The organism is Vibrio ishigakensis, from assembly GCF_024347675.1.
Taxonomy (GTDB): Bacteria; Pseudomonadota; Gammaproteobacteria; order Enterobacterales; family Vibrionaceae; genus Vibrio; species Vibrio ishigakensis.
This window is the reverse complement of sequence record NZ_AP024881.1, coordinates 2,511,448-2,536,542: the sequence shown is the minus strand read 5'-3', so window position 1 is coordinate 2,536,542 and position 25,095 is coordinate 2,511,448. Positions and strand designations below refer to the sequence as shown.

The 25,095-nt window shown below is 47.8% G+C and carries 25 protein-coding genes and 1 other RNA gene; 17 read left to right on the top strand and 9 right to left on the bottom strand.

Going from position 1 to position 25,095, the window contains the following annotated elements:
- Positions 1 to 127 precede the first annotated feature (127 nt).
- The 4 genes from rpiA to zapA all read right to left on the bottom strand — a co-directional run bounded on the left by rpiA (position 128) and on the right by zapA (position 1,967).
- The gene (rpiA, locus tag Pcarn_RS11600) at positions 128 to 784 is read right to left on the bottom strand and encodes a ribose-5-phosphate isomerase RpiA (protein ID WP_261834023.1); all 657 of its coding nucleotides are present in this window, start codon (positions 782 to 784) and stop codon (positions 128 to 130) included.
- Between the two features lie 101 nt (positions 785 to 885).
- Positions 886 to 1,467, bottom strand: a complete 582-nt coding sequence (locus Pcarn_RS11595) for a 5-formyltetrahydrofolate cyclo-ligase (protein ID WP_261835677.1) — start codon at positions 1,465 to 1,467, stop codon at positions 886 to 888.
- Positions 1,468 to 1,472: 5 nt separating this feature from the next.
- Positions 1,473 to 1,657: non-coding RNA, 6S RNA (gene ssrS / locus Pcarn_RS11590), on the bottom strand.
- 7 nt (positions 1,658 to 1,664) lie between these two features.
- A complete protein-coding gene (zapA, locus tag Pcarn_RS11585) occupies positions 1,665 to 1,967 on the bottom strand; it encodes a cell division protein ZapA (RefSeq protein WP_261834022.1) in 303 nt (100 codons plus the stop codon).
- Between the two features lie 241 nt (positions 1,968 to 2,208).
- On the opposite strand from zapA, the gene Pcarn_RS11580 reads away from it, so the two are divergent.
- Genes Pcarn_RS11580 through Pcarn_RS11570 form a run of 3 tightly spaced genes read left to right on the top strand, consistent with a single transcriptional unit; the run spans position 2,209 to position 5,151 of the window.
- Positions 2,209 to 2,775, top strand: coding sequence for a UPF0149 family protein (locus Pcarn_RS11580; RefSeq protein WP_261834021.1), 567 nt, complete (start codon positions 2,209 to 2,211; stop codon positions 2,773 to 2,775).
- A gap of 8 nt (positions 2,776 to 2,783) precedes the next feature.
- The gene (gene ubiH, locus Pcarn_RS11575; RefSeq protein ID WP_390904438.1) at positions 2,784 to 3,947 is read left to right on the top strand and encodes a 2-octaprenyl-6-methoxyphenyl hydroxylase; all 1,164 of its coding nucleotides are present in this window, start codon (positions 2,784 to 2,786) and stop codon (positions 3,945 to 3,947) included.
- Position 3,948: 1 nt separating this feature from the next.
- A complete protein-coding gene (locus Pcarn_RS11570) occupies positions 3,949 to 5,151 on the top strand; it encodes an FAD-dependent 2-octaprenylphenol hydroxylase (protein ID WP_261834020.1) in 1,203 nt (400 codons plus the stop codon).
- Positions 5,152 to 5,184: 33 nt separating this feature from the next.
- Here Pcarn_RS11570 and Pcarn_RS11565 read toward each other — a convergent pair whose 3' ends face one another.
- The 3 genes from Pcarn_RS11565 to ygfZ all read right to left on the bottom strand — a co-directional run bounded on the left by Pcarn_RS11565 (position 5,185) and on the right by ygfZ (position 7,011).
- Entirely contained in the window at positions 5,185 to 5,391 is a 207-nt protein-coding gene (locus Pcarn_RS11565) for a DUF1107 domain-containing protein (protein WP_261834019.1), read from the bottom strand.
- A gap of 245 nt (positions 5,392 to 5,636) precedes the next feature.
- The gene (locus Pcarn_RS11560; protein ID WP_261834018.1) at positions 5,637 to 6,107 is read right to left on the bottom strand and encodes an aminoacyl-tRNA deacylase; all 471 of its coding nucleotides are present in this window, start codon (positions 6,105 to 6,107) and stop codon (positions 5,637 to 5,639) included.
- Positions 6,100 to 7,011 (bottom strand): tRNA-modifying protein YgfZ, encoded by a 912-nt coding sequence (gene ygfZ, locus Pcarn_RS11555; protein ID WP_261834017.1) that lies wholly within the window; start codon positions 7,009 to 7,011, stop codon positions 6,100 to 6,102. Before ygfZ ends, Pcarn_RS11560 begins: the two co-directional genes overlap by 8 nt.
- Positions 7,012 to 7,165: 154 nt before the next feature.
- Between ygfZ and Pcarn_RS11550 the strand changes: the two genes are divergently transcribed.
- Complete coding sequence (locus tag Pcarn_RS11550; RefSeq protein ID WP_261834016.1) at positions 7,166 to 7,426, top strand: FAD assembly factor SdhE; 261 nt, start codon at positions 7,166 to 7,168, stop codon at positions 7,424 to 7,426.
- Positions 7,427 to 7,454: 28 nt separating this feature from the next.
- Here the strand turns inward: Pcarn_RS11550 and nadB are convergent, their stop codons facing one another.
- Positions 7,455 to 9,065, bottom strand: coding sequence for an L-aspartate oxidase (nadB, locus tag Pcarn_RS11545; RefSeq protein ID WP_261834015.1), 1,611 nt, complete (start codon positions 9,063 to 9,065; stop codon positions 7,455 to 7,457).
- A gap of 364 nt (positions 9,066 to 9,429) precedes the next feature.
- Here nadB and rpoE point away from each other — a divergent pair, with 364 nt between their 5' ends.
- The 11 genes from rpoE to acpS all read left to right on the top strand — a co-directional run bounded on the left by rpoE (position 9,430) and on the right by acpS (position 18,503).
- Positions 9,430 to 10,008: an RNA polymerase sigma factor RpoE gene (gene rpoE / locus Pcarn_RS11540; protein ID WP_261834014.1), complete on the top strand. Its 579-nt coding sequence runs from the start codon at positions 9,430 to 9,432 to the stop codon at positions 10,006 to 10,008.
- Between the two features lie 20 nt (positions 10,009 to 10,028).
- Positions 10,029 to 10,634 (top strand): RseA family anti-sigma factor, encoded by a 606-nt coding sequence (locus Pcarn_RS11535; RefSeq protein WP_261834013.1) that lies wholly within the window; start codon positions 10,029 to 10,031, stop codon positions 10,632 to 10,634.
- Positions 10,631 to 11,590: a sigma-E factor regulatory protein RseB gene (gene rseB / locus Pcarn_RS11530; RefSeq protein WP_261834012.1), complete on the top strand. Its 960-nt coding sequence runs from the start codon at positions 10,631 to 10,633 to the stop codon at positions 11,588 to 11,590. Before Pcarn_RS11535 ends, rseB begins: the two co-directional genes overlap by 4 nt.
- Positions 11,587 to 12,066 carry a SoxR reducing system RseC family protein gene (locus Pcarn_RS11525; RefSeq protein ID WP_261834011.1) on the top strand — a complete coding sequence of 160 codons (480 nt, stop codon included), beginning with the start codon at positions 11,587 to 11,589 and terminating at the stop codon, positions 12,064 to 12,066. Before rseB ends, Pcarn_RS11525 begins: the two co-directional genes overlap by 4 nt.
- Positions 12,067 to 12,165: 99 nt before the next feature.
- Positions 12,166 to 13,959, top strand: a complete 1,794-nt coding sequence (lepA, locus tag Pcarn_RS11520) for a translation elongation factor 4 (protein ID WP_261834010.1) — start codon at positions 12,166 to 12,168, stop codon at positions 13,957 to 13,959.
- 97 nt (positions 13,960 to 14,056) lie between these two features.
- Entirely contained in the window at positions 14,057 to 14,953 is an 897-nt protein-coding gene (lepB, locus tag Pcarn_RS11515) for a signal peptidase I (protein ID WP_261834009.1), read from the top strand.
- A gap of 11 nt (positions 14,954 to 14,964) precedes the next feature.
- Complete coding sequence (gene rnc / locus Pcarn_RS11510; RefSeq protein WP_261834008.1) at positions 14,965 to 15,642, top strand: ribonuclease III; 678 nt, start codon at positions 14,965 to 14,967, stop codon at positions 15,640 to 15,642.
- The gene (era, locus tag Pcarn_RS11505) at positions 15,635 to 16,621 is read left to right on the top strand and encodes a GTPase Era (RefSeq protein WP_261834007.1); all 987 of its coding nucleotides are present in this window, start codon (positions 15,635 to 15,637) and stop codon (positions 16,619 to 16,621) included. Before rnc ends, era begins: the two co-directional genes overlap by 8 nt.
- Positions 16,622 to 16,675: 54 nt before the next feature.
- The gene (gene recO, locus Pcarn_RS11500) at positions 16,676 to 17,395 is read left to right on the top strand and encodes a DNA repair protein RecO (protein WP_261834006.1); all 720 of its coding nucleotides are present in this window, start codon (positions 16,676 to 16,678) and stop codon (positions 17,393 to 17,395) included.
- Positions 17,392 to 18,123 (top strand): pyridoxine 5'-phosphate synthase, encoded by a 732-nt coding sequence (gene pdxJ, locus Pcarn_RS11495; RefSeq protein WP_261834005.1) that lies wholly within the window; start codon positions 17,392 to 17,394, stop codon positions 18,121 to 18,123. Before recO ends, pdxJ begins: the two co-directional genes overlap by 4 nt.
- On the top strand, positions 18,123 to 18,503 hold the full coding sequence (gene acpS, locus Pcarn_RS11490; RefSeq protein WP_261834004.1) for a holo-ACP synthase: 381 nt from the start codon (positions 18,123 to 18,125) through the stop codon (positions 18,501 to 18,503). Before pdxJ ends, acpS begins: the two co-directional genes overlap by 1 nt.
- Positions 18,504 to 18,517: 14 nt before the next feature.
- Here acpS and barA read toward each other — a convergent pair whose 3' ends face one another.
- Positions 18,518 to 21,283 carry a two-component sensor histidine kinase BarA gene (gene barA, locus Pcarn_RS11485; protein ID WP_261834003.1) on the bottom strand — a complete coding sequence of 922 codons (2,766 nt, stop codon included), beginning with the start codon at positions 21,281 to 21,283 and terminating at the stop codon, positions 18,518 to 18,520.
- A 142-nt stretch (positions 21,284 to 21,425) separates the two neighbouring features.
- Here barA and rlmD point away from each other — a divergent pair, with 142 nt between their 5' ends.
- Both rlmD and relA read left to right on the top strand, forming a co-directional pair.
- Complete coding sequence (rlmD, locus tag Pcarn_RS11480; protein WP_261834002.1) at positions 21,426 to 22,739, top strand: 23S rRNA (uracil(1939)-C(5))-methyltransferase RlmD; 1,314 nt, start codon at positions 21,426 to 21,428, stop codon at positions 22,737 to 22,739.
- A gap of 109 nt (positions 22,740 to 22,848) precedes the next feature.
- Complete coding sequence (gene relA, locus Pcarn_RS11475; protein ID WP_261834001.1) at positions 22,849 to 25,071, top strand: GTP diphosphokinase; 2,223 nt, start codon at positions 22,849 to 22,851, stop codon at positions 25,069 to 25,071.
- Positions 25,072 to 25,095 lie beyond the last annotated feature (24 nt).

The following is a 25,095-nucleotide window of genomic DNA, read 5'->3' as shown; positions in this document are numbered from 1 at the left end:
ACGGTTTATGATTAAGTTAACAAAAAAACTAAGTCATGGGTAAGAAAATTACTTAAAAAAAAGCGATGGACCCATTTTAGGGCCCATCGCTGTAATTTTTTAACAATTTTTTAGAATTGCTTATTCTTTACTCTTCGACTTTTGCGCCTTCAGGAGTACCTGTGATTACCACGTCAGCACCACGGTGTGCGAATAGACCTACGGTTACTACGCCAGGAAGAGCGTTGATTTGATCTTCAAGCTGCTTAGGGTTCTCGATAGCCATACCGTGTACATCGAGGATAACGTTGCCGTTGTCGGTAATAACGCCTTCACGATACACAGGATCACCGCCAAGCTTCACTAGCTCACGTGCCACGTATGAACGTGCCATTGGGATAACTTCTACTGGAAGTGGGAATTCACCAAGAACGTCAACGCCTTTGGTGCCATCAACGATACATACAAACTTGTCAGAGATAGCCGCTACGATTTTTTCGCGAGTAAGAGCAGCACCGCCACCTTTGATCATCTCACGAGCTGGGTTGATTTCATCTGCGCCATCAACATAAACATCAAGACCTGCAACATCATTGCAGTCGAAAACCTGAATACCTAGTGCTTCTAGTTTCTCAGTAGAGGCTACTGAGCTAGAAACTGCCCCTTTAATTTTGTCACTCATGGTGCCCAATGCATCAATAAAGTGATTTACGGTAGAACCTGTACCAACACCAACAATAGATCCAGCTTCAACATATTTAAGTGCTGCCCAACCAGCTTCTTTTTTCATTTCGTCTTGGGTCATTTTTAGTTCTCCGAGAGTAAGGGGGAAAGACGTCGCGATTATATACAGATGCAGTATAGATGACACCTGTTAATCGTTTTCGTCTTCAATTTTCTCGACCTTTACCACTGCCAGATTTGGCTTGGGGTAACGATCTTCTGCAGTGGCATATCCCAGCTCTCTATCGGTACCTTGTCTATCTTTTGCTGGTCGAAAGCGAGTCCTATGGCTAGCGGTTTATGATTGGTCTGAAATGGCGCTAGTGTTCGGTCATAGTAGCCACCGCCCATACCTAAACGATGCCCAAGATCATCAAAGGCAACCAATGGAGTGAAAATGATATCCAACTCACTCACAGGGCAGATATTTTGCATGTCGAGTCTGGGTTCTGAGATCCCATACTTGTTGGTAACCAGTTCTGTACTTGCAGTGAAATGGAGAAACAATAAATGTCCCTTAGAGAAGGGATGCAGAACGGGAACATAAACGTCGATGCCTTGTTGCCACAGCCATTTGATACTCGGCATAGGGTTTAGCTCACCATCGTTAGCCAGGTACAGGGCAACTTTCTTAACGGATTTAAGCTCAGTTAACTGCGCAATGTGAGTTTTTAGATTAAGGCTAGCTTGGTCGATAAATGATGATGAAAGAGTGTTGCGTATGGAGCGCATCTGCTGTCGGATTTGTTGACGAGAAGAGGAAATCATAAGGGTACCCCAGAGTGCCGTTGAGGATTGTGGCCCTTGAACCAGCTGGTTCAAGGCGGATCAGCAATGATGACCGTAGGCTTCTCGATACGAGTCGAGCTTGCTCAATAGCTACCAAGTACTAACCCTTAAGGATTGCTTATCGGCTCAGGGACTTAAATCCTGCTGACGCACACCCCAGGGTAAATCTAATCTTATGCTATTTGACTTTTATCTTGCAACGCTTGTTCTAGCTTTCCATCCAATAGCTCGAGACGCTGTTCGATGTCGCTTTGTTGTTGCTCGTCAATTTGCCGTTCCAAGAGTTCATAACATACGTTCAAAGCGGCGATAGTCATCAATTTTTCGGTATTGGCTACCTTAGTTTTGTCTGCCATTTCTTTGATACGACGATCAAGGTCGCGGGCGGCTTGACGCAGTGCGTCTTCCTTCCCAGCGGGGCAATTTACTCGGGTAACTTTACCTAAAATTTCAATTTCTACTGCTTGGCTGCTCATGTTCGATAACTCGTGATGGCTTAAGTAAGCATGTGCGTCCGGTGCACCTACAGGAAAGAAACTATAGAAAAACCCATTTTAAGATTCAAGCTTTTCCGCCCTGTGGCGAGACGTCTGCGTCCTATTTACACAAAGGTTGGTGAAATCTGCTTCGCAAAACCGCAACCTGATGCTTTTTTGCGATGTATCGGTCTATAGCTAGTGTTACTATAACCTTAAACATTATCGTCGAGATTTAACTATGAGCCAAACTAAACTCCCTCAATATCAGTCAACTGCAGACCAATTTGCGAGCTCAGGCCTATCTGTGTCGCCAGCTGAAATGCACGGTTTGTTGGTGGGAATGCTAAGTGGTGGCTTACAGACAGATAGTGACGGCTGGCAACCACTTATTTTTGATTACACTAATGATGGTCAAGGTTGGCCAATGGCAAGCCTTGCTGCTGCTGAGTTAGCACTCAAGGCGACTCAGGAAGAACTAAATGACCAAGGCTTTGAATTGAGTCTTTTGCTTCCAGAAGACGATGAGTTAGTCGCTTATGCTGAAGCTCTGAGTGAATGGGTGAGTCACTTTGCATCAGGGCTTGGTTTGATTGGTGCGAAAGTAGATAAAGCAAGTGAGCAAGCCCAAGAGGCTCTTGAGGATTTGCTAGAGATTTCTAAGCTTGAGATTGACCCTGAGGATGATCTTCAAGAGCAAGCTCTGCTTCTTGAGCAAGTGATTGAGCACGTGAAGGTATGCGTGCTGACCATTCATGCTGACTTAGGACAAAAGCCAGCAGAAACAGAATCTAAAACTATTCATTAAGGATATCCGTGCGCTTCGATGTAGTAATTTCTGGAGCAGCGATGAGCGGAGCAACACTTGCTCTCGCTCTAACTAGACTTGCAGGTAAAAAGGTAGCTGTGGTCGACCCACACAGGCCAAGCAAGGAACACCCTGGGTTCGATGCCCGCTCCATCGCACTCTCATATGGCACCATAGAGCTGTTAAAGCGCTTCCAACTCTGGGATGCGCTTGAAGAGCAAGCGAGTCCAATACGCACCATTCATGTCTCTGATAAAGGACACTTCGGCCAAACCGGTTTCGAAGCCGATGCGATGAATAAGCCTTATTTAGGCTCCGTCGTAGAGCTTGAAAAGGTAGGCCAAAGCTATTTTCAGTTGCTTGAAAATGAGCCTGAAATCACCTTGTTTTGTCCCGATAGCGTAGCGTCGGTGACCCAGTTTCAGGACAAGGTTGAGGTTGGTCTTAGTAGTGGTGAGACGCTCGAGGCTGAGCTTCTGGTTGCAGCTGATGGCACTCGTTCTAAGGTGGCTGAACTCCTTAAAATACCGAATCAAATTGAAGAGCTGGGTCAGAATGCGCTGATAGCGAATATTGAACTTGCGGAGCCTCATCAAGGTCAGGCATTCGAGCGTTTTACTGAGAATGGCCCACTGGCCTTGCTACCTATGACACAGCAACGTATGTCGTTGGTGTGGTGTCTGGATGACGCTCAGCTTGCACAAGCTACACAATGGGATGACGAAACCTTCTTAGCGCAGTTGCAACAAGCCTTTGGTTGGCGTTTGGGTAAACTGGTTAAGGTAGGTTCAAGATTTTCTTATCCGCTCTCTTTGTATACTCGCGAGCGTACTATCCATCATAGAATTGCCTTTGTCGGCAACGCCGCACAAACCCTGCACCCAATCGCAGGGCAAGGTTTCAATCTAGGTATTCGAGATGTCGCCACGTTAACAGAGGTTATTGCTCAATCTACCGATGTAGGGAGCTACCGGTGTCTCTCTGAATACCGCAGTGCAAGAGAAGATGACAGGAATGCAACCGTGGGTATGACCACTGGGCTGGTTCGCCTTTTCTCAAATAATTGGGCGCCAACAGTAGTTGGACGAAATCTAGGCCTAATGGCCTTCGATACCCTGACACCGGTGCAAGCATGGATAACCAACAGAAGTTTAGGATTGGTAAAGAATTAGTATGATTAAGAACGTGGACTTAGCCATTGTTGGCGGGGGTATGGTCGGGCTTACTTTGGCGCTGGCACTGAAGGATACGGATATGCGTATCGCAATCATCGAAGGGGCAGAAACCAAAGAGATCAGTGATGAGCCGGCTTCTCGCGTCTCTGCATTGAGTCGTGCCAGTGAGCGTATTCTAGAGCGCTTAGGTGCTTGGGATAATATCGCCCAGCACAGGTGCACTCCTTACAATCAGATGCAGGTGTGGGAGAAGGATAGCTTCGCCAAGATTGAATTCACTGCCAATGATGTGCTTCAAGATAACCTAGGCTATATCGTTGAAAATCAGATTATCGCATCAGGCCTTCTAAAGCAGGTTGAGCAGATGCCAAACGTGACCTTTTATCGTCCTAATCGCTGTCAAAGCTTGGCAGTAGGTGAGCGAGAGGCATGGCTAACTCTCGACAATGGTCAGAATCTGACGGCAAAACTTGTGGTTGCCGCAGATGGCGCTAACTCTTGGGTGAGGCAGCAACAGGATATTCCTCTAACAGAGTGGGATTATGACCACACCGCGATAGTATGCAATGTTGAGATGGAAGAGCCACATCAGCATACTGCGCGCCAAGTATTTACTAAACACGGCCCGCTGGCTTTCCTACCTCTCGACGATGACAAATTGTGCTCTATCGTATGGTCTCAGCAGACAGATAGAGCGACCGAGTTACTCAACCTTTCTGAAGAAGATTTCATTAAACCCTTGGTAGTAGATTTTGACCTTCAACTCGGTCGAGTTCAAAGTATCTCAGAGCGTCAGGGGATCCCGCTTCGAATGCGTTATGCAAGAGACTTTGCTCGCTCACGTATCGCTTTGGTGGGGGATGCAGCACATACTATCCACCCGCTTGCGGGGCAAGGTGTAAACCTAGGCATGTTGGATGCCGCTAGCCTTGCTGAAGAGCTACAGAAACTTTGGGATTCGGGCAGGGATATAGGCGATTACCTTAACCTAAGACACTATGAACGTTGGCGTAAAGCTGAAGCTGTAAAAATGATCTCTGCTATGCAGGTATTCAAAGAGTTGTTCAGTGGGGACGATCCAGTGAAAAAACTGGTGCGTGGTATGGGCATGAACCTAGCAGGCAGTCTACCCGGATTTAAGAACGAGGTGATGCATCGAGCTCTGGGTCTCAAAGGCGACCTGCCTAAATTGGCAAGATAAAAAAAAGAGGAGGCTAAGCCTCCTCTTTTGGTATTACACGTAACATTCTCTAAGTCGTTTGATCTCTACGTTTACTTCTTTTACTGCTTTGAAGTGACGCTCCTCAGCGTGGTGAGGCAAGATCAGTTTACCCTGGTCAAATTCGAACTTACCAATGCCGTAGATATAAATTCGTCCCTTGAACAATCTACTTATGTGCTTGGCAATCAAAGATGGAATATAACGCTTAAACAGTCTCATTACTGATACCTTTTATAGTTTTGCTGTGCCTCCATGGCGAAGCACATTATAGGCTATTTGGTATTACGAAATTGTGATGTGGCTGGATTTATAAACAGAACGGCTCACATGCACGAAACTTTCATCTGAATAGGTGACATAAGTCGGAGTTATATTGCATAAAGGTGTAAGTGGTTGAACGTTAAAACTTTTGTCACTGATAGTTGGATGAATTAATGTTCAACTAGTTCAAAAATCATCGAACTCTATTTGTAACGAACTATGTCATTGATGTGTGGGGTGCACAGTTCAAGCATATCTTGGGTGCTGAGAAGCACACCTGCCATGTCTGTTCCACTACTGATGGTCACTTGAGGCAACTCTAATATCTGCCGATCAAAGATAACTTGAATATCTCGTGAAAGGTGAAAAGGAGTGAGTGTGCCAGGCTTATAACCTGTAATGGATTGCACCTCTTCAAAACCGACACAAGTAACGCGTCTGCACTCAAAGTGGGCTCGGACCTTTTTCGGGTCGACCTGCTGATCTCCGGGAACACAGGCGACGAACATCAGTCCTCCCATATCTCGAAGTAGCATGGTCTTTAGCATGATGCTAGGGCTGATGCCGCGTTGACGAGCCGCGTCTTCGATAGAAACGGCAGGGGTTTTATGTGGAAGCAGGGTGTAAGATACACCCTGCTGGTCTAGATATTGGGTTACTGAGGTATCAGTCATCGAGGGCGTAAGGCAGTGGTTCAAGCTTCCAGATGTTCTCGGGTGCTTCTTTTAGGCGAAGTTTGGTCTCGTCCTCTAGGTCTTTGTTAACCACGATAAGCGCCATAGCTGTACCGTCCTCGGCTACATAGTGCGCTAGCGCTTCACCTGCGCCGCGCCAGTTTTCACCTACCTGACGTTCAAACTCAAAACTATCACCCTGTGCCGTACCTGAGATGATGCGCATGACTCGCTTATTCATACCACGGTACTTAGCGCGAGCCACGGTTTCTTGGCCTGTGTAGCAGCCTTTCTCAAAGCTAACCCCACCTAGAGCTTGTAGGTTCAGGTTTTGCGGAATGTGCTGACTTTGATCTTTGGCTTCAATGCGAGGGATGCCTTGCGCGATATCCAGACCGTCCCAGATACCAGCGTCCAGTTGTTCAGTATCTGTCAGTTTGGCTTTGAGCTGCTCTGCTGTGTTGCTATCAACAAGCAGGAGCCAACGCTGGTCATCGACTTTAACCGCTGAACCACCTTCGATAGCGCGCACTGAATCTCGGCTCTCACTTAAGGTGTCGATAAAGGTTTCTGCTTTTTCACCCAGAACACCCAAGCTGACTGCATCACTGATGTTCATCTCTACCTTAGAGAACACAGAATACTTCTTTAGCTCTGTAAATGCGGTATCTATACCTGAGGCAGGCTGCCAAAGGGCATAGCCTTCAGCGTGATTAAATAGACGGAAGATGCTCCACATCTTTCCTTTAGCATCGCAGTGAGCACCTAGGGTTGAGGAGCCTAGGTCTAAGGTTACTAAGTCACAGGTAACTTGGCCTTGAAGATAGCTCTTCTTATCGTCGCCAGTTACTGTGATGGCTTTCCATTGGTTGAGCTCTGTCCATGCTAAAGCGGGTAGGTTCATGGTGTTTCCTTGCTTCGAAATTATAGGCACATGGTAATAGTTAAATCTGAGCTTGTCTAAGCGAGTTAAAAAGCTGTGATTTAATTAATGGTTACGACCTCTCGCTATTGATACACTCGGGTAAAACGAAAATGGATTATTAAGAGGTTAACTCATGTTTACAGTTGAGGATAAAGCACGTATCAAGTGGGCATGCCGTCGTGGAATGCTAGAGCTAGATGTGGTTATCATGCCTTTTTTCGAAGAGTGCTTCGAAGGTTTGACGGAACAGGAACAGAGAGATTTTGTATCCCTACTAGAATGCGATGACCCAGACCTATTTACTTGGGTAATGGGCCACGGTCGCAGTGAGAACTTAGCCCTTGCCTCTATGGTAGATAAGGTGGTTGCTCACAATATGAGTAAGGTTAGATAAAACAAAAAAGGCGCCGAGGCGCCTTTTTTTATGGTTCTAGGATGGTCGGTTTTGCCTCTGGTAAGGTGTCCGGATAATCCAAGGTGTAATGTAGGCCACGGCTCTCTTTGCGCTCCATGGCGCTTTTCACCATAAGCTCAGCCACCTGAAGTAGGTTACGCAATTCAAGCAGGTTGTTGGATACGCGGAAGTTGCTGTAGTAGTCGTGTACCTCTTGCTGAAGCAGCTGAATACGACGAAGTGCACGCTCAAGGCGCTTATCGGTGCGCACGATACCCATGTAGTCCCACATAAATAGACGCAGTTCGTGCCAATTGTGTTGCAGCACTACCTCTTCATCTGAGTTACATACCTGGCTTTCATCCCAGTTTGGAAGTTCGCCTGGCATATCGGCCGCATCGATTTCTTGCATGATGCTTTTAGCTGCCGCCCATGCATAAACCACGCACTCTAGCAGTGAGTTTGAAGCCATGCGGTTTGCACCGTGCAGACCTGTGTAGCTTACCTCACCGATGGCATACAGACGCTCAACATCCGTCTCACCCTTTGTGTTCACCATGACACCACCACAGGTGTAGTGAGCGGCAGGTACGATAGGGATCTGCTCTTTAGTCATGTCCAAACCAAGGTCTTGTAGACGCATATAGATGGTTGGGAAATGCTTCATGATAAATTCTGGAGACTTGTGAGTGATGTCCAGGTACATGCAGTCTGCACCCAATCGCTTCATCTCAAAGTCGATGGCGCGTGCCACGATATCACGCGGTGCCAGTTCTTCACGTTCATCGAAGTCCGGCATAAAGCGTGTGCCGTCTGGACGACGTAGGTAAGCGCCTTCACCACGCAGTGCCTCTGTTAGAAGGAAGTTACGAGCCTCTGGGTGGTACAGGCAAGTAGGGTGAAACTGGTTAAATTCCAGGTTAGCTACACGGCAACCTGCACGCCATGCCATCGCAATACCGTCACCAGAGGATACATCTGGGTTACTGGTGTATTGATACACCTTAGACGCACCGCCCGTTGCCAGAACAACGAATTTCGCAGCTACTGTCTCTACGTGTTCGGAATCACGGTTCCAGATATAAGCGCCGACGATCTTTTTGGCATTGCCGCCTTCTTTTATCTTGTCTTCAGTGATCAGGTCGACTGCATTGTGGCGTTCAAGAACAGTGATGTTCGGATGGTTGAGTACGTTTTCTTGCAGAGAAGTTTGCATCGCCATGCCGGTTGCATCGGCAGCGTGCAGGATACGTCTGTGACTATGACCGCCTTCACGGGTCAGGTGGTAGCGAGGTTCATCGCTCTCTTCATCTGTTTCTTCCTGATCGAAAGGAACACCGCCGTCGATGAGCCATTGCACACATTCACGTGCGTTTTCTGCAATAAACTGAACCTTATCTTTTTCACAAAGGCCAGCACCAGCAATCAAGGTATCATCTACGTGCGACTCAATAGTGTCGCTCTCGTCAAAAACGGCCGCTATACCACCTTGGGCATAGAAGGTCGCGCCCTCACGACTCAGGCTCTTGCTGAGTACTATTACCTTTGCCTTATTGGCGATACGAAGTGCCAGAGACAGGCCAGCCGCGCCACTGCCTACAACCAGAACATCGCACTGTTGCTGAGTATTTGAATTCATCGAAATGTCGTTCCCTATTTATATTTGCTAGCTCTAACTCACTGGATAGGTATTTGTAGTTTTTACTTGTTATTAACTTCAGTGATAGTTAGGGTGCTACTATTCGACTATGTGTCGTTTTTATGCGCCTTGTGTTGAATCAAAATGCGCCGAATTCGGACGCTAAATAAGAAGAAAAAGGCGTAAATACACGCGTAGTACATCACATTTTTGATTAAGTTTGAAAAAAACTTAATCAATTTGAACTTTTGCAGGCCCTATAGGTCACAATAGTGCTCAAGCGAATAGTGGTGTCAATCATAGATCACATTCTAATACACCCACACCTGAGAAGGTGCGGATGAACATAGGAGTATAAGCTCGAATGAACGAGCAGTTGACCGATCAGGTTCTGATTGAGCGCATTCAAAATGGGGACAAACAGGCATTTAACCTGCTGGTGGTCAAGTACCAGAATAAAGTATGTAACTTGATCTCCCGATACGTGAATAACCCGAGTGATGTGGCGGATGTAGCCCAAGAAGCTTTTATAAAGGCATACCGAGCTATCCCAAACTTTCGTGGAGAGAGTGCCTTTTACACTTGGCTTTACCGTATCGCCGTAAACACGGCCAAGAACCATATTGTTGCTCAAGGGCGCAGACCTCCTGCTACCGACGTAGATGCGGAAGACGCTGAATACTACGAAACAGGAAATGCGCTCAAAGAAATTTCGAACCCAGAGAATTTGGCATTGTCGAAAGAATTGAAGCAGGTGGTATTTGATGCGATCGAAGCACTACCTGAAGACTTGAAAACGGCGATGACGTTACGTGAATTGGATGGCCTCAGTTATGAGGAAATAGCGGCTGTAATGGAATGCCCCGTTGGGACAGTACGCTCCAGAATTTTCCGTGCGCGTGAAGCGGTAGAAAAGAAGATGAAACCGCTTCTGCAACGATAGTGACCATTAAGGTGAAACTAATGTCTAACAAAGAAAATATTTCTGCTCTACTCGATGGGGAGACCATCGATAAGGCCCTGCTTGCCGACCTAGAGCATGACAAGGATGCGCAGCAGACATGGCAGAATTATCATCTCATAGGTGATGTAATGCGAGGTGACGCCCCTCAATCTGCGGATTGGGATATCGCTTCTCGAGTAGCTCTTGCTCTAGAAGACGAACCAGCACACTCGACTAACGTTAAACCTATGATGGAGCCTCAGCCTACACCTTCGCAGGCTAAGAAGGCGTTGCCACAATGGCTAACCCAGTTTGGTCAAGTAGCGGTTGCTGCTTGCGTATCTTTTGCGGTTATTGTGGGCGTACAACAGTACGGTGGCAGTATTGACGGTAATGGCGTGGAGCAAAGTGAGATTCCAGTGCTTCAAACCGTTCCACTAGCAGGTAGTGTAGAGCCAGTGAGCCTGACCCGTGAGTCAGTGCGTCCTCAGGCTGAGACCGCAGCGAGCGATGAAAAAATCGCCGAACAGCGTCGTCGTATCAATACTATCTTGCAAGACTACGAACTACAGTTACGCTTGAACCAAGGTTCAGAACCATCCACACAAGATTCGGAAATCAAATGAAAAAATTCCTGGCCAGTGCCGTTGCACTGATCAGTCTTTCCCTTCCATCCATCGCGTCGGCCAACGAAGGTGCGTCGGTGCTGTTGGATAAGATGAGTGAAGCGAGCCATTCGCTTAACTACGAGATGTCTTACGTACTGATTCGTAAGAGCAGTATCGAACCCCTTGTATATCGCCAAGCCGTAGATAACGGCAATCAACTTGCACAACTGGTGTATCTCAGTGGACCTGTCCGCGAGGTGATCCAGCGTGGCAACCAGGTGAGCTACATTGAGCCTGGCATTGACCCTTTTACCATTGAGTCTGATAAGATGGTGGCCCCTTTGATGCCTATGCTGAAGGTGGACGTTAACAAGCTCAAAGACAACTATGACGTAGTCAAGGTAGGCAGAGCACGCGAGGCTGGTGCGGCAACGGATGTTATCCGTGTGGTCCCAAAAGATGGCCAGCGTTACTCCTATATCGTCTGGGTTGAAGAACAAAGTGGATTACCACTGCGTGCTGATCTCATTGACCGTGATGGTGAAATCCTAGAGCAGTATCGTACCGTTTCTTTCTCTGTTACTGACCATCTAGTCCCTGTAATGAAAGGGCTGGAAAAAGCGACATTGCCTGAGGTGGTAACTCTGCCTGATAGTCAGGTAACACAAGTAGGCTGGCAAGCCACTTGGATGCCGCAGGGCTTTAAGAGTAAGAAGATCCAGAGTCATCCATTGTTTGGCTCAAACCGTGTAGTAGAGAGTCAAATCTATACCGATGGTCTGTTCCAATTCTCTATCTATGTTGCACCGGAAGACGATTTCTCGTTGAAGCGCCAACTTGTGCGGCAAGGCCGACGTACTCTACAAAGTGCTGTAGTCGATAAGCACGAGGTGATCGTGGTGGGCGATATCCCGCCGAGCACTGCGCAACGTATCCTACAATCTGTAACCTTCCAGTCGGTACTCGTGCAATGATGCGAGCACTGGCTGAGGTGACTAGCGTGTCATCCGACCCAAAAGACTCTGCGAGTTACATCGTGGGGCTTTCTTGTGAGCAGCAAACCTCATGCAGTGGCTGCGCTTCCAAATCTCACTGCGCTACGGGTCAAGTTTCGAAGGCAATCGGCAACCGCCAACATGCTTGGAGCATGAGTACCACAGTAAAGCTTTCTGTTGGGGATGTCGTTGAGATTGGACTGCCTGAGAAAGAACTACTCTCGATTGCCTCTATTGTTTATCTAGTGCCTCTATTGGGTTTGTTCATTGGTGCTGCTATCGGCGCCTATATCTCTAATCTTGCTTTTGACGGAGTTGAGTGGCCTAGCATCGTACTCGGTGCTCTGGGTGCACTAATCAGTGGCCTTATCATTAAGGCTCGCCTTCGCTATAGCCAAGCGGACCAAAGGGTTACGCTAGTACGCACATTGGGTCAACCTTTAGAAATAAAATGAGGATAGCTACCTAGGCTGAAATTAGGTAGAATCTGCCCACTTGAGCAAAATGTAGCTACATTTTCCCTTTCAATTAGTAAGAGTCTAACCGCATCTAAAATGAAGAACATTCGTAACTTTTCTATTATTGCCCACATTGACCATGGTAAATCCACTCTATCGGATCGTCTGATCCAGGTATGTGGTGGCCTTAGTGACCGCGAAATGGAAGCGCAAGTTCTTGATTCTATGGATCTTGAAAGAGAGCGCGGTATCACCATCAAGTCACAGAGTGTGACTTTGGACTACAAAGCGAAAGATGGGGAAACCTATCAGCTAAACTTCATCGACACCCCAGGACACGTGGATTTCTCTTATGAGGTTTCTCGTTCTCTTGCTGCGTGTGAAGGTGCACTGCTAGTAGTAGACGCAGGTCAGGGTGTAGAAGCTCAGACGCTAGCGAACTGCTATACGGCTATCGAGATGGATCTAGAGGTTGTGCCAATTCTAAACAAGATTGACCTGCCTGCCGCTGATCCAGAGCGTGTATCTGAAGAAATCGAAGAGATCGTTGGTATTGATGCGATGGAAGCTGTTCGCTGTTCGGCGAAGACAGGCCTTGGCGTTGATGAGGTGTTGGAAGAAATCGTGAAGGCGATCCCTGCACCAGAAGGTGATCCTGATGCTCCTCTACAAGCACTAATTATCGACTCTTGGTTCGATAACTACCTAGGTGTTGTTTCTCTTGTGCGTATTAAAAATGGCGTATTGAAGAAGAACGACAAGATCAAGGTAATGAGTACCGGCCAAGTGTGGGGTGTAGACCGTCTAGGTATCTTTACTCCAAAACAAGTAGACACCACTGAACTGAATACCGGCGAAGTAGGCTGGGTAGTATGTGGTATTAAAGACATCCTAGGTGCACCAGTAGGTGATACCTTGACCCTAGCTAAGGGGGGTTGTGAGGAAGCTCTACCAGGCTTCAAAAAAGTGAAACCTCAGGTTTATGCAGGTCTATTCCCTGTATCTTCTGATGACTATGAAAGCTTCCGTGATGCGCTAGGTAAACTGAGCCTGAACGATGCGTCTCTGTTCTACGAGCCAGAGAACTCGGCAGCACTTGGTTTTGGTTTCCGTTGTGGCTTCCTTGGTATGCTTCATATGGAGGTTATCCAGGAGCGTCTAGAGCGTGAATACGACCTTGACCTAATCACCACAGCGCCAACCGTAGTGTACGAAGTAGCTAAGACTAACGGCGAAATCCTATATGTGGATAGCCCAGCGAAGCTTCCAGCGGTCAATGATCTAGAAGAAATCCGTGAGCCTATCGCTCGCTGTAACATCCTAGTACCTTCTGACTACCTTGGTAACGTAATTACCTTGTGTGTTGAGAAGCGTGGTGTTCAGGTTGACATGGTTTATCACGGCAATCAGGTTGCTCTGACTTACGATATTCCTATGGCAGAGGTAGTTCTAGACTTCTTCGACCGATTGAAATCGACCTCTCGAGGCTACGCATCACTGGATTACAACTTCCAGCGTTATGACGCGTCGAACATGGTACGTGTAGATGTATTGCTTAACGGCGACACCGTAGATGCACTGGCAATCATCACTCACAAAGACCAAGCGCAAAGCCGCGGCCGTCTACTGGTTGAGAAGATGAAGGAGTTCATTCCTCGTCAGATGTTTGATATCGCGATTCAAGCGGCGATCGGTAACCACATCATCGCACGCTCAACGGTTAAGCAGCTGCGTAAGAACGTAATCGCTAAATGTTATGGCGGTGACGTGAGCCGTAAGAAGAAGCTTCTGAAGAAGCAGAAAGAAGGTAAAAAGCGCATGAAGCAGATCGGTAACGTTGAGCTTCCGCAAGAAGCTTTCCTAGCGATTCTTCATGTTGGCAAAGATTAATAGATTGACCGTCTAATAATGAATTGTATAAAAGTGAAAGGGTCATCGGCTCTTTCACTTTCGTTGTTTTTGAAACAGGTAATTTTAAGGGATTTAAATGGCTAACACGTTTTCTCTAATCCTAGTCATCGTGACTCTTGTGACTGGTATTGTTTACGCCTTTGAAAAACTAAAATGGGGCAAGCAGCGTCAAGCCAAGGTTGCTGAAGTCGAGGCTCAAACCAATGAGTTGGATGAGCAAACCAAGGCAAAGATCACTGCTCAGCCATGGTGGATCGAGAACAGTGTTTCTATCTTCCCTGTAATTGCTTTCGTTCTGGTGCTTCGTTCATTTATTTATGAACCATTCCAGATCCCGTCTGGCTCTATGATGCCAACTCTGCTAGTGGGTGATTTCATCCTAGTTGAGAAGTATTCATACGGCCTGAAAGACCCTGTATTTCGTTCTCAGTTGATAGAGACAGGTAAGCCTGAGCGCGGTGATATCGCGGTGTTTAAGTTCCCACCTCAGCCAAATATTGACTACATTAAACGTGTTATTGGTCTGCCGGGTGATACGGTGCGTTACAGCCGTGACAAGCAACTGTGTGTGAAGCCAAAGGGTGAGAGTCGCTGTAATCCAGTGCCTCTGACTAATTATGCAGAGAGCGAATTTGTTCAAAACAACATTCCGATGATTCGTCTAGACGAGAGCCTAGGTGAGCATCAACACCAGATTTTGATCAACCCACTTCGTCAGGACAATGTGGCGGCGTATCAGCCTCGCTCTGGCGTGAATGAATGGGTTGTTCCTGAAGGTCATTACTTCATGATGGGCGATAACCGTGATAACAGCGCAGACAGCCGTTATTGGGGCTTCGTACCTGAAGCCAACTTGGTTGGCAAAGCGGTAGGTATCTGGATCAGTTTCGAGTTTGAGCGTGGTCAAGACAGCATCCTACCATCTTGGATCCCGACAGGGGTTCGTTTTAACCGCATTGGCGGTATTGAGTAACTAGAGAGAGTATGAATTCTCAACTATCAAGACTAGAGAAGAGCATAGGTTACAAGTTTGAGAACCTTGCTCATCTTCAATTGGCACTCACTCATAGGAGTGCCAATAGTAAGCATAATGAGCGACTAGAGTTTCTGGGCGATTCAATTTTAAGTTTTGTTATCACCGACGACTTGTACCATCGTTTTCCTCAGGTAAACGAAGGGGATATGAGCCGTATGCGTGCGACCCTAGTCCGAGGTAAAACCTTGGCTGAGCTTGCGCGTGAGTTCGAGTTAGGTGACTACTTAAAATTAGGTCCAGGTGAGTTGAAGAGCGGCGGTTTCCGTCGTGAATCTATCTTGGCGGATGCAGTTGAAGCCATCATAGGTGCGGTTTACCTAGACAGTGACACAGAAACAGTTCGCAAGATGGTACTGGGTTGGTATAAGACACGCCTCGAGGAGATCAAGCCTGGCGTATCTCAAAAAGACCCTAAGACTCGTCTTCAAGAATTCCTGCAAGGACGCCGTAAGCCACTTCCTAGCTATGAAGTGACTAGAATTAAGGGTGAGGCTCATAACCAAGAGTTCACCGTTATGTGTGCAGTAACGGGTATCGATCAGCCAGTAAAAGGCGTGGGTACTAGCCGTCGTAAGGCGGAACAAGCAGCAGCTGAACTTGCATTGGAGAAACTAACGAATGTCTAATCACGATAACTCAGAAGAGCAAGAGTTCGATCTAGACGCCTATTTTGCGTCTCACAATCAAGAGCAAGCGACCTCTGAAGAAAACCAACATTGTGGCTTTATCGCTATAGTTGGTCGTCCAAACGTAGGTAAATCGACTCTACTGAACCATATTCTGGGTCAGAAGATCTCTATCACCTCGCGTAAGCCTCAGACCACACGTCACCGCATCATGGGTGTTGATACTGACGGTGATTATCAGGCTATCTTCGTCGATACCCCAGGTCTTCATATCGAAGAGAAGCGCGCTATCAACCGTTTGATGAACCGCGCGGCGAACAGTACATTGAGTGATGTGAATCTAGTGTTCTTCCTTGTGGATGGCACCCACTGGACGGCAGACGATGAGATGGTTCTGAATAAGCTTAAGGCTGCCAACTTCCCAGTTGTTCTGTGTGTGAATAAGGTTGATCAGGTTAAAGACCGCAATCTAGTTATGACTCATATGCAAGATATGTCTGAGAAGATGGATTTCGTGGACATGGTGCCTATCTCGGCTAAGCAAGGTAAGAATATCGATGTGCTGCGTAAGCATGTTCGCGAGCATTTGCCGAAAGCTATTCATCACTTTCCAGAAGAGTATGTGACTGACCGCTCTCAGCGCTTTATGGCTTCAGAGATCGTACGTGAGAAGTTAATGCGCTTTACTGGTGACGAACTTCCATATTCAGTAACCGTTGAGATCGAGCGTTTTGACTACAACCCAGATACAGATGGGTTCCACATCAATGCCCTGATTCTGGTTGAACGAACAGGTCAGAAGAAGATGGTTATCGGTAAGGGTGGCGATAAGATCAAAACCATCGGCCGTGAGGCTCGTCTAGATATGGAAGAGCTGTTTGGCCGTAAGGTGTACCTCGAAACCTGGGTTAAGGTTAAGTCTGGTTGGGCTGATGATGAGCGAGCGTTGCGCTCTCTGGGCTACATGGACGACCTATAATTATTTCGAAACTCCACCGCTCAGGTGGAGTTTTTTGTCTCTAGGGTGTGATAAGTGAGTGTGATTGATGGCTTTCAGCGTTGCTTTGTGTTGCATCGCAGGCCCTACACAGAATCAAGCTTAATATTGGATGTCTTCTCCGAAGACTATGGTCGCGTCACCATACTCAGTAAGGGGGGACGTAGCAAACGCTCGCCCCTAAAAGGGGCACTGCAGCCCTTTACCCCATTACTGCTCAAGTGGGGTGGTGGTGGCTCAATGAAAACCCTGCGTCAAGCTGAGCCAATCAGCCTTGGTCTGCCCCTGTCAGGGGTAAACCTCTACTCGGCTATGTATGTGAATGAGATATTGGCTCGAGTGACAGCCCATGAAGTGCCATATCCAGAGCTATTCATCGACTATCTGCATGCATTGACTGAGCTTGCTCAAGCTACCAACCCAGAACCAGCTCTCCGCCGGTTTGAACTGGCCTTATTATCCGCGCTTGGCTACGGGGTAGATTTCATGCACTGCTCGGGTACTGGTGAACCCGTCGATCCTAAGATGACCTATCGCTATCGTGAGCAACAAGGCTTTATCGCCTCGGTGCGCAAAGACAACCTTACTTTTAGCGGTGAGGAGCTTATCGCCATAGCGGAAAGAAGATTTACAACACCGGCACAATTAAGTGCGGCCAAGCGCTTTACACGTATAGCATTAAAGCCTTATCTTGGTGGCAAACCATTAAAAAGTAGGGAACTTTTCCTTCCCCGCACACGGAGCATTGGACAATGAAACCGATTCTACTTGGCGTCAATATTGACCACGTAGCAACCCTAAGAAACGCCCGCGGCACCAAATACCCAGACCCTGTACATGCAGCAGAGATTGCTGAACGTGCAGGTGCTGATGGCATCACTATCCACCTTCGCGAAGACCGTCGTCATATCCTTGACCGCGACGTTCGTATCCTAGCTGAGACCATTCAAACGCGCATGAACCTAGAGATGGCTGTGACTGAAGAGATGGTCAACATTGCTCTTGAGACTAAGCCTGAGTATGTATGTCTAGTACCAGAGAAGCGTGAAGAGCTAACCACTGAAGGTGGTCTGGATGTGGTTGGTCACCTAGATAAGATCAAGGCGGCGACTGAAAAACTAACCGTAGCAGGCATCAAGGTATCTCTATTTATCGACCCTGAGCAGTCTCAGATTGATGCATCCAAAGCAGCAGGCGCACCATTTGTAGAGCTTCACACTGGTCACTACGCTGAAGCGACCGATGACAAAGAGCTAGCAAAAGAGCTAGAACGCATTGCAGAAGCGGCACGTTACGCTGATTCTCAAGGTATTACGGTGAATGCGGGTCACGGCCTGACGTATCACAATGTTGGCCCTATCGCTGCACTTCCTGAGATCTACGAGCTAAACATCGGCCACTCTATTATTGGTCGTGCGGTATTCGACGGTCTGCACAAAGCAGTAGCGGATATGAAGGCTGTGATGGAGCAGGCGCGTAAATAATGGCAATTCTTGGTTTGGGTACAGATATTGCTGAGATTGAGCGAGTAGAGAAGGCGCTGACACGCACTGGCGATCCCTTTGCTAGGCGCATTCTTACTGAAGCTGAAATGACTCAGTTTGATTCCATCAAACCCCAAGCCAAGTTTTTGGCTAAACGCTTCGCAGCCAAAGAGGCTGCATCAAAGGCTCTGGGAACGGGTATCGCTAAAGGTGTCTCGTTTCAAGACTTTGAGATCCGCAACGATGAATTTGGTAAGCCCTATCTAGAGTTATCAGGGCAGGCTAAGGTCATTGCTGACAAGATGGGTGCCACTCATTGCCACCTATCTATCTCAGACGAGCGCCACTATGCAGTGGCGACCGTTATCCTCGAGAGTTAACCTAGTTTTTTTAGTTAACTAAGGTATAGACGCGCTGTGGTCTGTACCTTCTCCATCTCATCCTGAAGCTCTAGCAATTCTGGTTCGATATCCTCAACAGTACCGCCGGAGCGAAGCATTTTCTCAACCTGTGCACAGGCGATTTTGAGCTTAGGCACACCGCAATAACTGCTACTGCCGTGCATCTTGTGTACATGATGGATAAGCTCATCTTTGGACACGGACTGCTCGTCGATGGCCTTTTCAATTACCTGATTTACCTCAGGGATATAGTCCACCAACATCTGCAGCATCTCTTTGGCGAGGTCTTCTTTATTCGCAGACTGAGTCAGAGCCGCGTCCCAGTCGATGATGACATCGCTTTTCTGGTCTTCAGGTTCAGCATGAATCAGCGTATTGATGGGCATGCTCTCGGTAACTGGTTCTTTCTGGCCCCAATGGTTTAGCACCTTGAGCAGAACCTGCTCCTCGATCGGCTTGGTCAGATAGTCATCCATACCTGCGCCTAGCAATCGGTCACGTTCTCCACTCATGGCGTGAGCGGTTACCGCAATCACCGGCGTATCTTTGTTAAGGTCACTCTGCTTGATGGCCTGACAGGCGGCAACGCCGTCCATACCCGGCATCTGAATGTCCATCAGAATCAGGTCGAAATGTCGGCTGTTAGCCTCTGTCACTGCATCATGGCCGTTGTTGCAGGTGACTACTGACTCTACGTGTTCTTCCAAAAGCGCACTGATGAGCTTGAGGTTGGCTGGGTTGTCGTCCACGGCCATCACTTTGAGAGGCAGTTTTTCTAGCAGCACAGGCTCTGGCTTAGTATATGGCAGGGCATGCATCTCTTGACCGTGAAGCAGTGCCTGCATCAACTTGGTACGTGTTAGCGGCTTGATCACACAGGTGACCGAGTGTTGTGACATCAACATCTCAGATAGTGCTAACTGATTACTCGGCAGACCCAGAATAATATTTGGTGATACCGCTTTGGCCCTATGGATAAAGTCGATCAGCTCGGTTTCGCTGTACACTTCATTAATCGGCAGGTTGTAGACGATATAGTCGTGCGAAGACAGCTTATCCGGTATCGAAGAGCGGTACTGAGTAATCACGCCTTCTTGAGTCAGAAGCTGCTGAACCACGTTTGCTGCCTGTAGGTTTTGCTCGATAAGCAGTACTTCTTTCTCACGGATAGAAGTAAGGTCAAGCTGCTCTAGAGGTAGGTCTGTGGTGGTTAATCGAATAGTGAACCAGAAGGTCGAACCTTGGTGTAGGCGACTAGTCAGGCTGATCTCACCGCCCATCTGACGAACCAGTTTTTGGGTGATAACCAGGCCAAGGCCTGTGCCGCCATAACGACGGGTAATACTCGCGTCTGCTTGGCTAAAGGCCTGGAATAGCTGGGCCTGCTGGCGCTCTGAGATACCGATACCGGTATCGCGAACCATGAACTGGATCTCGACCTGATCTTCTTTTTGCGAACGTAGCTCGATAGAGACATCGATATTGCCACGCTCGGTGAACTTGATGGCGTTCCCCACAAGGTTGGTCAGTACCTGCTGAATGCGCAGTGAATCACCCACAACCCCTGCAGGGATCTTAGGATCGACCTTAAGGGTGAGTTCTAGGCCTTTTTCATGGGCGCTTGGTGCTTGCAGGTTAACGACCTCTTCGAGAGACTCTTGCAGATCAAACGGAATGTTCTCAAGGAGCAGTTTACCTGCCTCAAGTTTCGAGAAGTCCAAGATGTCATTGATGATGTTAAGCAGGTTGTTTGCTGAGCGTTCAATGGTTTGCAGATAGTCGGTCTGACTGTGGCTGAGGTTGGTTTTCAGCATCTGACGGGTAAAGCCGATAACGCCATTAAGCGGGGTTCTTAGCTCGTGCGACATGTTGGCCAAGAATTCAGATTTCACACGAGCGGCTTCCTGGGCACGCTTCTTCGCAATATCCAGCTCAACGTTTTGGATCTCTAGCTGCTCTAGGGTCTCACGCAAGTCAGAGGTAGCTTGGTCGATACTGTGCTGCATCTCGATGTGATATTCAGACAGCGACATAGCCATGGCGTTGATACCGGTTTTTAGCGAGTTCAGCTCACCGTGCATCTTACCCTCGATACGCACGTCAAGCTGACCGCGGCGAATCCTATCCACGCTGTTTTTCAGGTGGGTGATCGGCATGGTGATGTCTTGCATCAGGCGATAGGCGAAGAATGCGGACAAACCGACACCCAGGAACATCACGATAAGCGCGACCACTATCTCTTGATACTGTTGCAAGCGAAGGCTAGAAAGATCTAGCTCGATAGCGATATAACCGAGCACCTGATCCGTCTCTTTGGCATCCGCTTGCGGGGCAATAAACTGAGCTTCGGCTATGATAGGTGCACGAATGATCAGCTTGGTATCGACAAGATCTACTGTGCTGTGCATAGGGATCGGTTGATCCTTCGAGAACATCAAGCTTTGAAAATTCGGATGGAAGTTTGAGGTTACGAATAGCTCGTGGTTGGCGTCGAATACCGCGATACTGCGCACCACGTCAGAACGCTTTCTGTGGCTATAACTGATAAGACGGCGCACCGCTTCTCGGTTTTGTTGCAACATGGCAAATTCACTGGCGATAGCCAAGGGTTCGACGATGTTGGTACCGGCAGTGATTAGCTGAGATTCAAGGTCGTTGTAGCGATTTGAAGTGAAAAAGACGCTCAATAGCAGACCCACAATAAGGGTAGGTGCAAGGGTCAATGTGATTACGCGAGCGCGTAAGCCGTATCTTGTCATGTTTTATTGGTGCGCTATCTGTGAAAAAATAAGCCGAATCCTTTCCTCACACCGGTGTGAGGGTGCAATGGATATAGTCTAACCCAATATTTCTTGCTAGCGAATGCATAGTATGGAAATTGTTTAACCGAGAATTTGATATATGGCCAACTTTTTTAAGCCGACGAAGAAAACCTCTACCTCTAATAAGCACTTTGCCGTCGATATCGAACGATATGACTACCAAGGGGCAGGGATTGGCTTTAATAACAAGAAGTTGGTATTTGTGGAGGGGGCTCTAGTTGGCGAGAAGGTGTTGGTTCAGCCTACCGAGACCAAGAGTAAATTTATCCGCGCTAAGCTAATTAAGGTTCAGCAGAAGAGCGATGCTCGACGCGAGCCTTTCTGCCCACATTTTGACAAATGTGGAGGGTGCTCACTGCAACATATGCCTTATCAAACCCAACTTGAGGTTAAACAGCAGGCCTTTAAGAAATTGATGTCCAAGCTGGCACCTTCAGTAGAGCTCTCCTCTATCATTCAAGGAGACGAGAGGGGATATCGCAGACGTTCTCGCATCAGTCTGCGTTGGAATCCTAAATCTCAGCAATTGGAGTTTGGTTTTAGGCAGGGTAAGAGCAACCAGATTGTCTCAATTGACCAGTGCCCTGTAATGTCGCCAAACCTGCAAGGCTTATTAGCACCTGCTCGTGCCACTCTTTCCTCTCTTTCTCAACCAAGAAACCTTGGGCATCTGGAGCTGGTGGATGCCGACAATACCCAAGTGGTATTGCTACGCACGACTGAGGAGCTCAAGGTTGCAGATAAAGAAGCCATGTTGGAATTTGCCAAAGCGCATCAAGTGAGCCTGTATCTGCATCAAGGCAAGACTGAGCCTGAGATTGTCCATGGCGATGCTCCAGTATGCTCTGAGACTGGCTCAGAGCTCTCATTTCTACCCACGGACTTTATCCAAGTTAACCGCAGTGTGAACCAGCAGATGGTTTCAGAGGCGATCAGTTGGCTAGATGTGCAAGCAAGTGAGCGCGTTCTGGATCTATTTAGTGGCATCGGTAATTTTACCTTCCCTATTGGTAAACTCAGTAGCAAGGTGATAGGTATTGAGGGCGTGCAAGAGATGGTTGACAGGGCTTCTCATAACGCAACTAAACTGGGCGTTGAGAATGCTGAGTTTTATCAGGCCAACCTTGCCGATCTGAATGGCAACGAGGAGTGGTCAAAGCAGGGCTTCGATAAGATCTTGCTCGACCCTGCTCGTGCCGGTGCGCAGGGTATCGTTGAGCAGCTTGGACAGTTTAATGCTAGTAAAATAGTGTATGTCTCCTGTAACCCATCGACCTTGGCTAGAGACAGCGAATCTTTGCTAGAGCAAGGTTACAAAATAAGCAAAATGCGTGTGCTGGATATGTTCCCGCAGACAGGACATCTAGAGTCCATGGTTTTATTTGAGAAATAACTGAAATTACTCAAAAAACGACAAATTCAATTACAGGGATGTGATTGAGAAAGGTATACTGGGCTGGTATTCCGCAAAGGTAATCAGAGCAAGATTTTAGGGAAGAAATATGGTTGCAATACGCAGTGCGCATATCAACAAAGACGAAGAGTTTAACCTCGAGCGCTGGGTAGATAGTCTTCACCAAGGACAGAAGACAGAGAATAAACTTAAGAAGCTGTACGGTGAGTGTCAGGAGATGCTTGTCGGACATGAACGCAAAGAGCTACTGCTCTGGCGTGGTCGCGAGATGATAGAGATTTTGATTACTCTGTCGATGGACCGCGCAACCCTTCAGGCCGCGATGCTGTTTCCAGTTGTGTCCAGTGGCCTATTCGATGCCGAAGAGCTTAAAGAGCGCTACGGACAGGAGATCATGAAGCTTATCGAAGGTGTGGAAGAAATGGCGGCCATTGGTCAGCTGAACTCCTCTCTCGATGGCTCTGGCGCTTCCGGTCAAGTGGATAACGTGCGTCGAATGCTACTGGCTATGGTAGATGACTTCCGCTGCGTGGTTATCAAACTTGCCGAGCGTATCTGTAATCTTCGTGAAGTAAAAAATGCACCTATCGAGGTGCGTCAGCGCGTTGCTAAAGAGTGCGCCAATATCTATGCGCCACTGGCGAACCGACTTGGTATAGGTCAGCTTAAGTGGGAGATAGAAGACTATGCCTTCCGTTATCAACATCCAGATATCTACAAGAAGATCGCCAAGCAATTGGCTGAGCGCCGTATCGACCGCGAAAAATACATCAAAGACTTTGTGGATGACCTCGAGCTTGAGATGGGTAAGTCCAACATCAAGGCAGAGGTAAGCGGTCGCCCTAAGCATATCTTCAGTATTTGGCGAAAGATGCAGAAGAAGAAACTGGCCTTTGACGAGCTCTTCGATGTGCGAGCGGTGCGTATCATCGCTGACCAACTGCAAGACTGTTATGGCGCTCTGGGTGTGGTGCATACCAAATATAAGCACCTGCCAAGTGAGTTCGATGACTATGTGGCAAACCCTAAGCCAAACGGTTATCAATCTATCCATACCGTGGTGCTTGGCCCAGAAGGCAAGACCATTGAAATCCAGATCCGTACCAAGCAGATGCATGAGGATTCGGAACTGGGTGTTGCTGCTCACTGGAAGTACAAAGAGGGCAGTTCGGGTGGCCGCAGTGGTTATGATGAGAAGATCACTTGGCTACGTAAGCTTCTGGATTGGCAAGAAGAGATGTCAGACTCTGGTGAAATGCTGGATGAGCTTCGCAGTCAGGTGTTTGATGACCGTGTCTATGCCTTTACTCCGCGTGGCGATGTCGTTGACCTACCTATGGGGGCGACGCCTCTAGACTTTGCTTACCATATTCACTCAGAGGTGGGACACCGCTGTATCGGCGCTAAGGTAGGCGGTCGTATCGTACCGTTTACCCACAAACTTGAGATGGGCGACCAGGTAGAGATTATTACGGCTAAAGAGCCCAACCCATCTCGAGACTGGCTAAACCCATCGCTAGGCTTTGTACATTCAGGTCGTGCGCGCGCTAAGATCAATGCTTGGTTTAGAAAGCAGAGCCGCGAGAAGAATATCGAGGCGGGCAAGGATATCCTTGAATCTGAACTATCCAAGATAGGGGCAACTCTGAAGGATGCGGACGTTTATGCGATGAAGCGCTTTAACGTCAACACTGCAGATGAGCTGTATGCCGGTGTAGGTAGTGGTGATATTCGTATCAACCAGGTGGTGAACCACATCAACGCTCTGGTGAATAAACCGACTGCGGAAGAGGAAGACCAGCAGGCTCTGGAAAAACTCCAGTCTTCAGAATCAGACCAACCGATGCAGGCTAAGCCGAACAAAGATGCGGTAGTGGTTGAAGGGGTCGATAACCTTATGACTCATCTGGCGCGTTGCTGTCAGCCGATTCCGGGCGATAACATCAGCGGATATATCACTCAAGGGCGAGGTATTTCGGTGCACCGAAGTGATTGTGTTCAGTTAAATGAACTGAGATTGCATGCGCCAGAGCGAATCATAGATACGGTGTGGGGCAGTGGCTTTGTGGGCTCATTTATCCTGACTCTACGTATCGAAGCGCTTGAGCGTAGCGGCCTGTTGAAGGATATCTCGACCCTTATCACCAATGAAAAGCTTAAGATCGCTAACATGCGTGCCCGCATAGACCACAAACGTCAGATGTCGATTATGGACATGGATATCGAGGTGAATAACATAGATATCAGCAGTCGACTGCAGTCGCGAATCGAACAGATAAAAGACGTCATCTCAGTGAAGCGTCTAAAATAGAAAAACCGACAAGCCCCTAACTCA

Bases quoted from the DNA above. Each gene is read 5' to 3' on its own strand.
- rpiA (WP_261834023.1), bottom strand. From the start codon at position 784: ATGACCCAAGACGAAATGAAAAAAGAAGCTGGTTGGGCAGCACTTAAA.
- zapA (WP_261834022.1), bottom strand. From the start codon at position 1,967: ATGAGCAGCCAAGCAGTAGAAATTGAAATTTTAGGTAAAGTTACCCGA.
- Pcarn_RS11580 (WP_261834021.1), top strand. From the start codon at position 2,209: ATGAGCCAAACTAAACTCCCTCAATATCAGTCAACTGCAGACCAATTT.
- Pcarn_RS11570 (WP_261834020.1), top strand. From the start codon at position 3,949: ATGATTAAGAACGTGGACTTAGCCATTGTTGGCGGGGGTATGGTCGGG.
- Pcarn_RS11565 (WP_261834019.1), bottom strand. From the start codon at position 5,391: ATGAGACTGTTTAAGCGTTATATTCCATCTTTGATTGCCAAGCACATA.
- Pcarn_RS11560 (WP_261834018.1), bottom strand. From the start codon at position 6,107: ATGACTGATACCTCAGTAACCCAATATCTAGACCAGCAGGGTGTATCT.
- ygfZ (WP_261834017.1), bottom strand. From the start codon at position 7,011: ATGAACCTACCCGCTTTAGCATGGACAGAGCTCAACCAATGGAAAGCC.
- Pcarn_RS11550 (WP_261834016.1), top strand. From the start codon at position 7,166: ATGTTTACAGTTGAGGATAAAGCACGTATCAAGTGGGCATGCCGTCGT.
- nadB (WP_261834015.1), bottom strand. From the start codon at position 9,065: ATGAATTCAAATACTCAGCAACAGTGCGATGTTCTGGTTGTAGGCAGT.
- rpoE (WP_261834014.1), top strand. From the start codon at position 9,430: ATGAACGAGCAGTTGACCGATCAGGTTCTGATTGAGCGCATTCAAAAT.
- Pcarn_RS11535 (WP_261834013.1), top strand. From the start codon at position 10,029: ATGTCTAACAAAGAAAATATTTCTGCTCTACTCGATGGGGAGACCATC.
- rseB (WP_261834012.1), top strand. From the start codon at position 10,631: ATGAAAAAATTCCTGGCCAGTGCCGTTGCACTGATCAGTCTTTCCCTT.
- Pcarn_RS11525 (WP_261834011.1), top strand. From the start codon at position 11,587: ATGATGCGAGCACTGGCTGAGGTGACTAGCGTGTCATCCGACCCAAAA.
- lepA (WP_261834010.1), top strand. From the start codon at position 12,166: ATGAAGAACATTCGTAACTTTTCTATTATTGCCCACATTGACCATGGT.
- lepB (WP_261834009.1), top strand. From the start codon at position 14,057: ATGGCTAACACGTTTTCTCTAATCCTAGTCATCGTGACTCTTGTGACT.
- rnc (WP_261834008.1), top strand. From the start codon at position 14,965: ATGAATTCTCAACTATCAAGACTAGAGAAGAGCATAGGTTACAAGTTT.
- era (WP_261834007.1), top strand. From the start codon at position 15,635: ATGTCTAATCACGATAACTCAGAAGAGCAAGAGTTCGATCTAGACGCC.
- pdxJ (WP_261834005.1), top strand. From the start codon at position 17,392: ATGAAACCGATTCTACTTGGCGTCAATATTGACCACGTAGCAACCCTA.
- acpS (WP_261834004.1), top strand. From the start codon at position 18,123: ATGGCAATTCTTGGTTTGGGTACAGATATTGCTGAGATTGAGCGAGTA.
- barA (WP_261834003.1), bottom strand. From the start codon at position 21,283: ATGACAAGATACGGCTTACGCGCTCGCGTAATCACATTGACCCTTGCA.
- rlmD (WP_261834002.1), top strand. From the start codon at position 21,426: ATGGCCAACTTTTTTAAGCCGACGAAGAAAACCTCTACCTCTAATAAG.
- relA (WP_261834001.1), top strand. From the start codon at position 22,849: ATGGTTGCAATACGCAGTGCGCATATCAACAAAGACGAAGAGTTTAAC.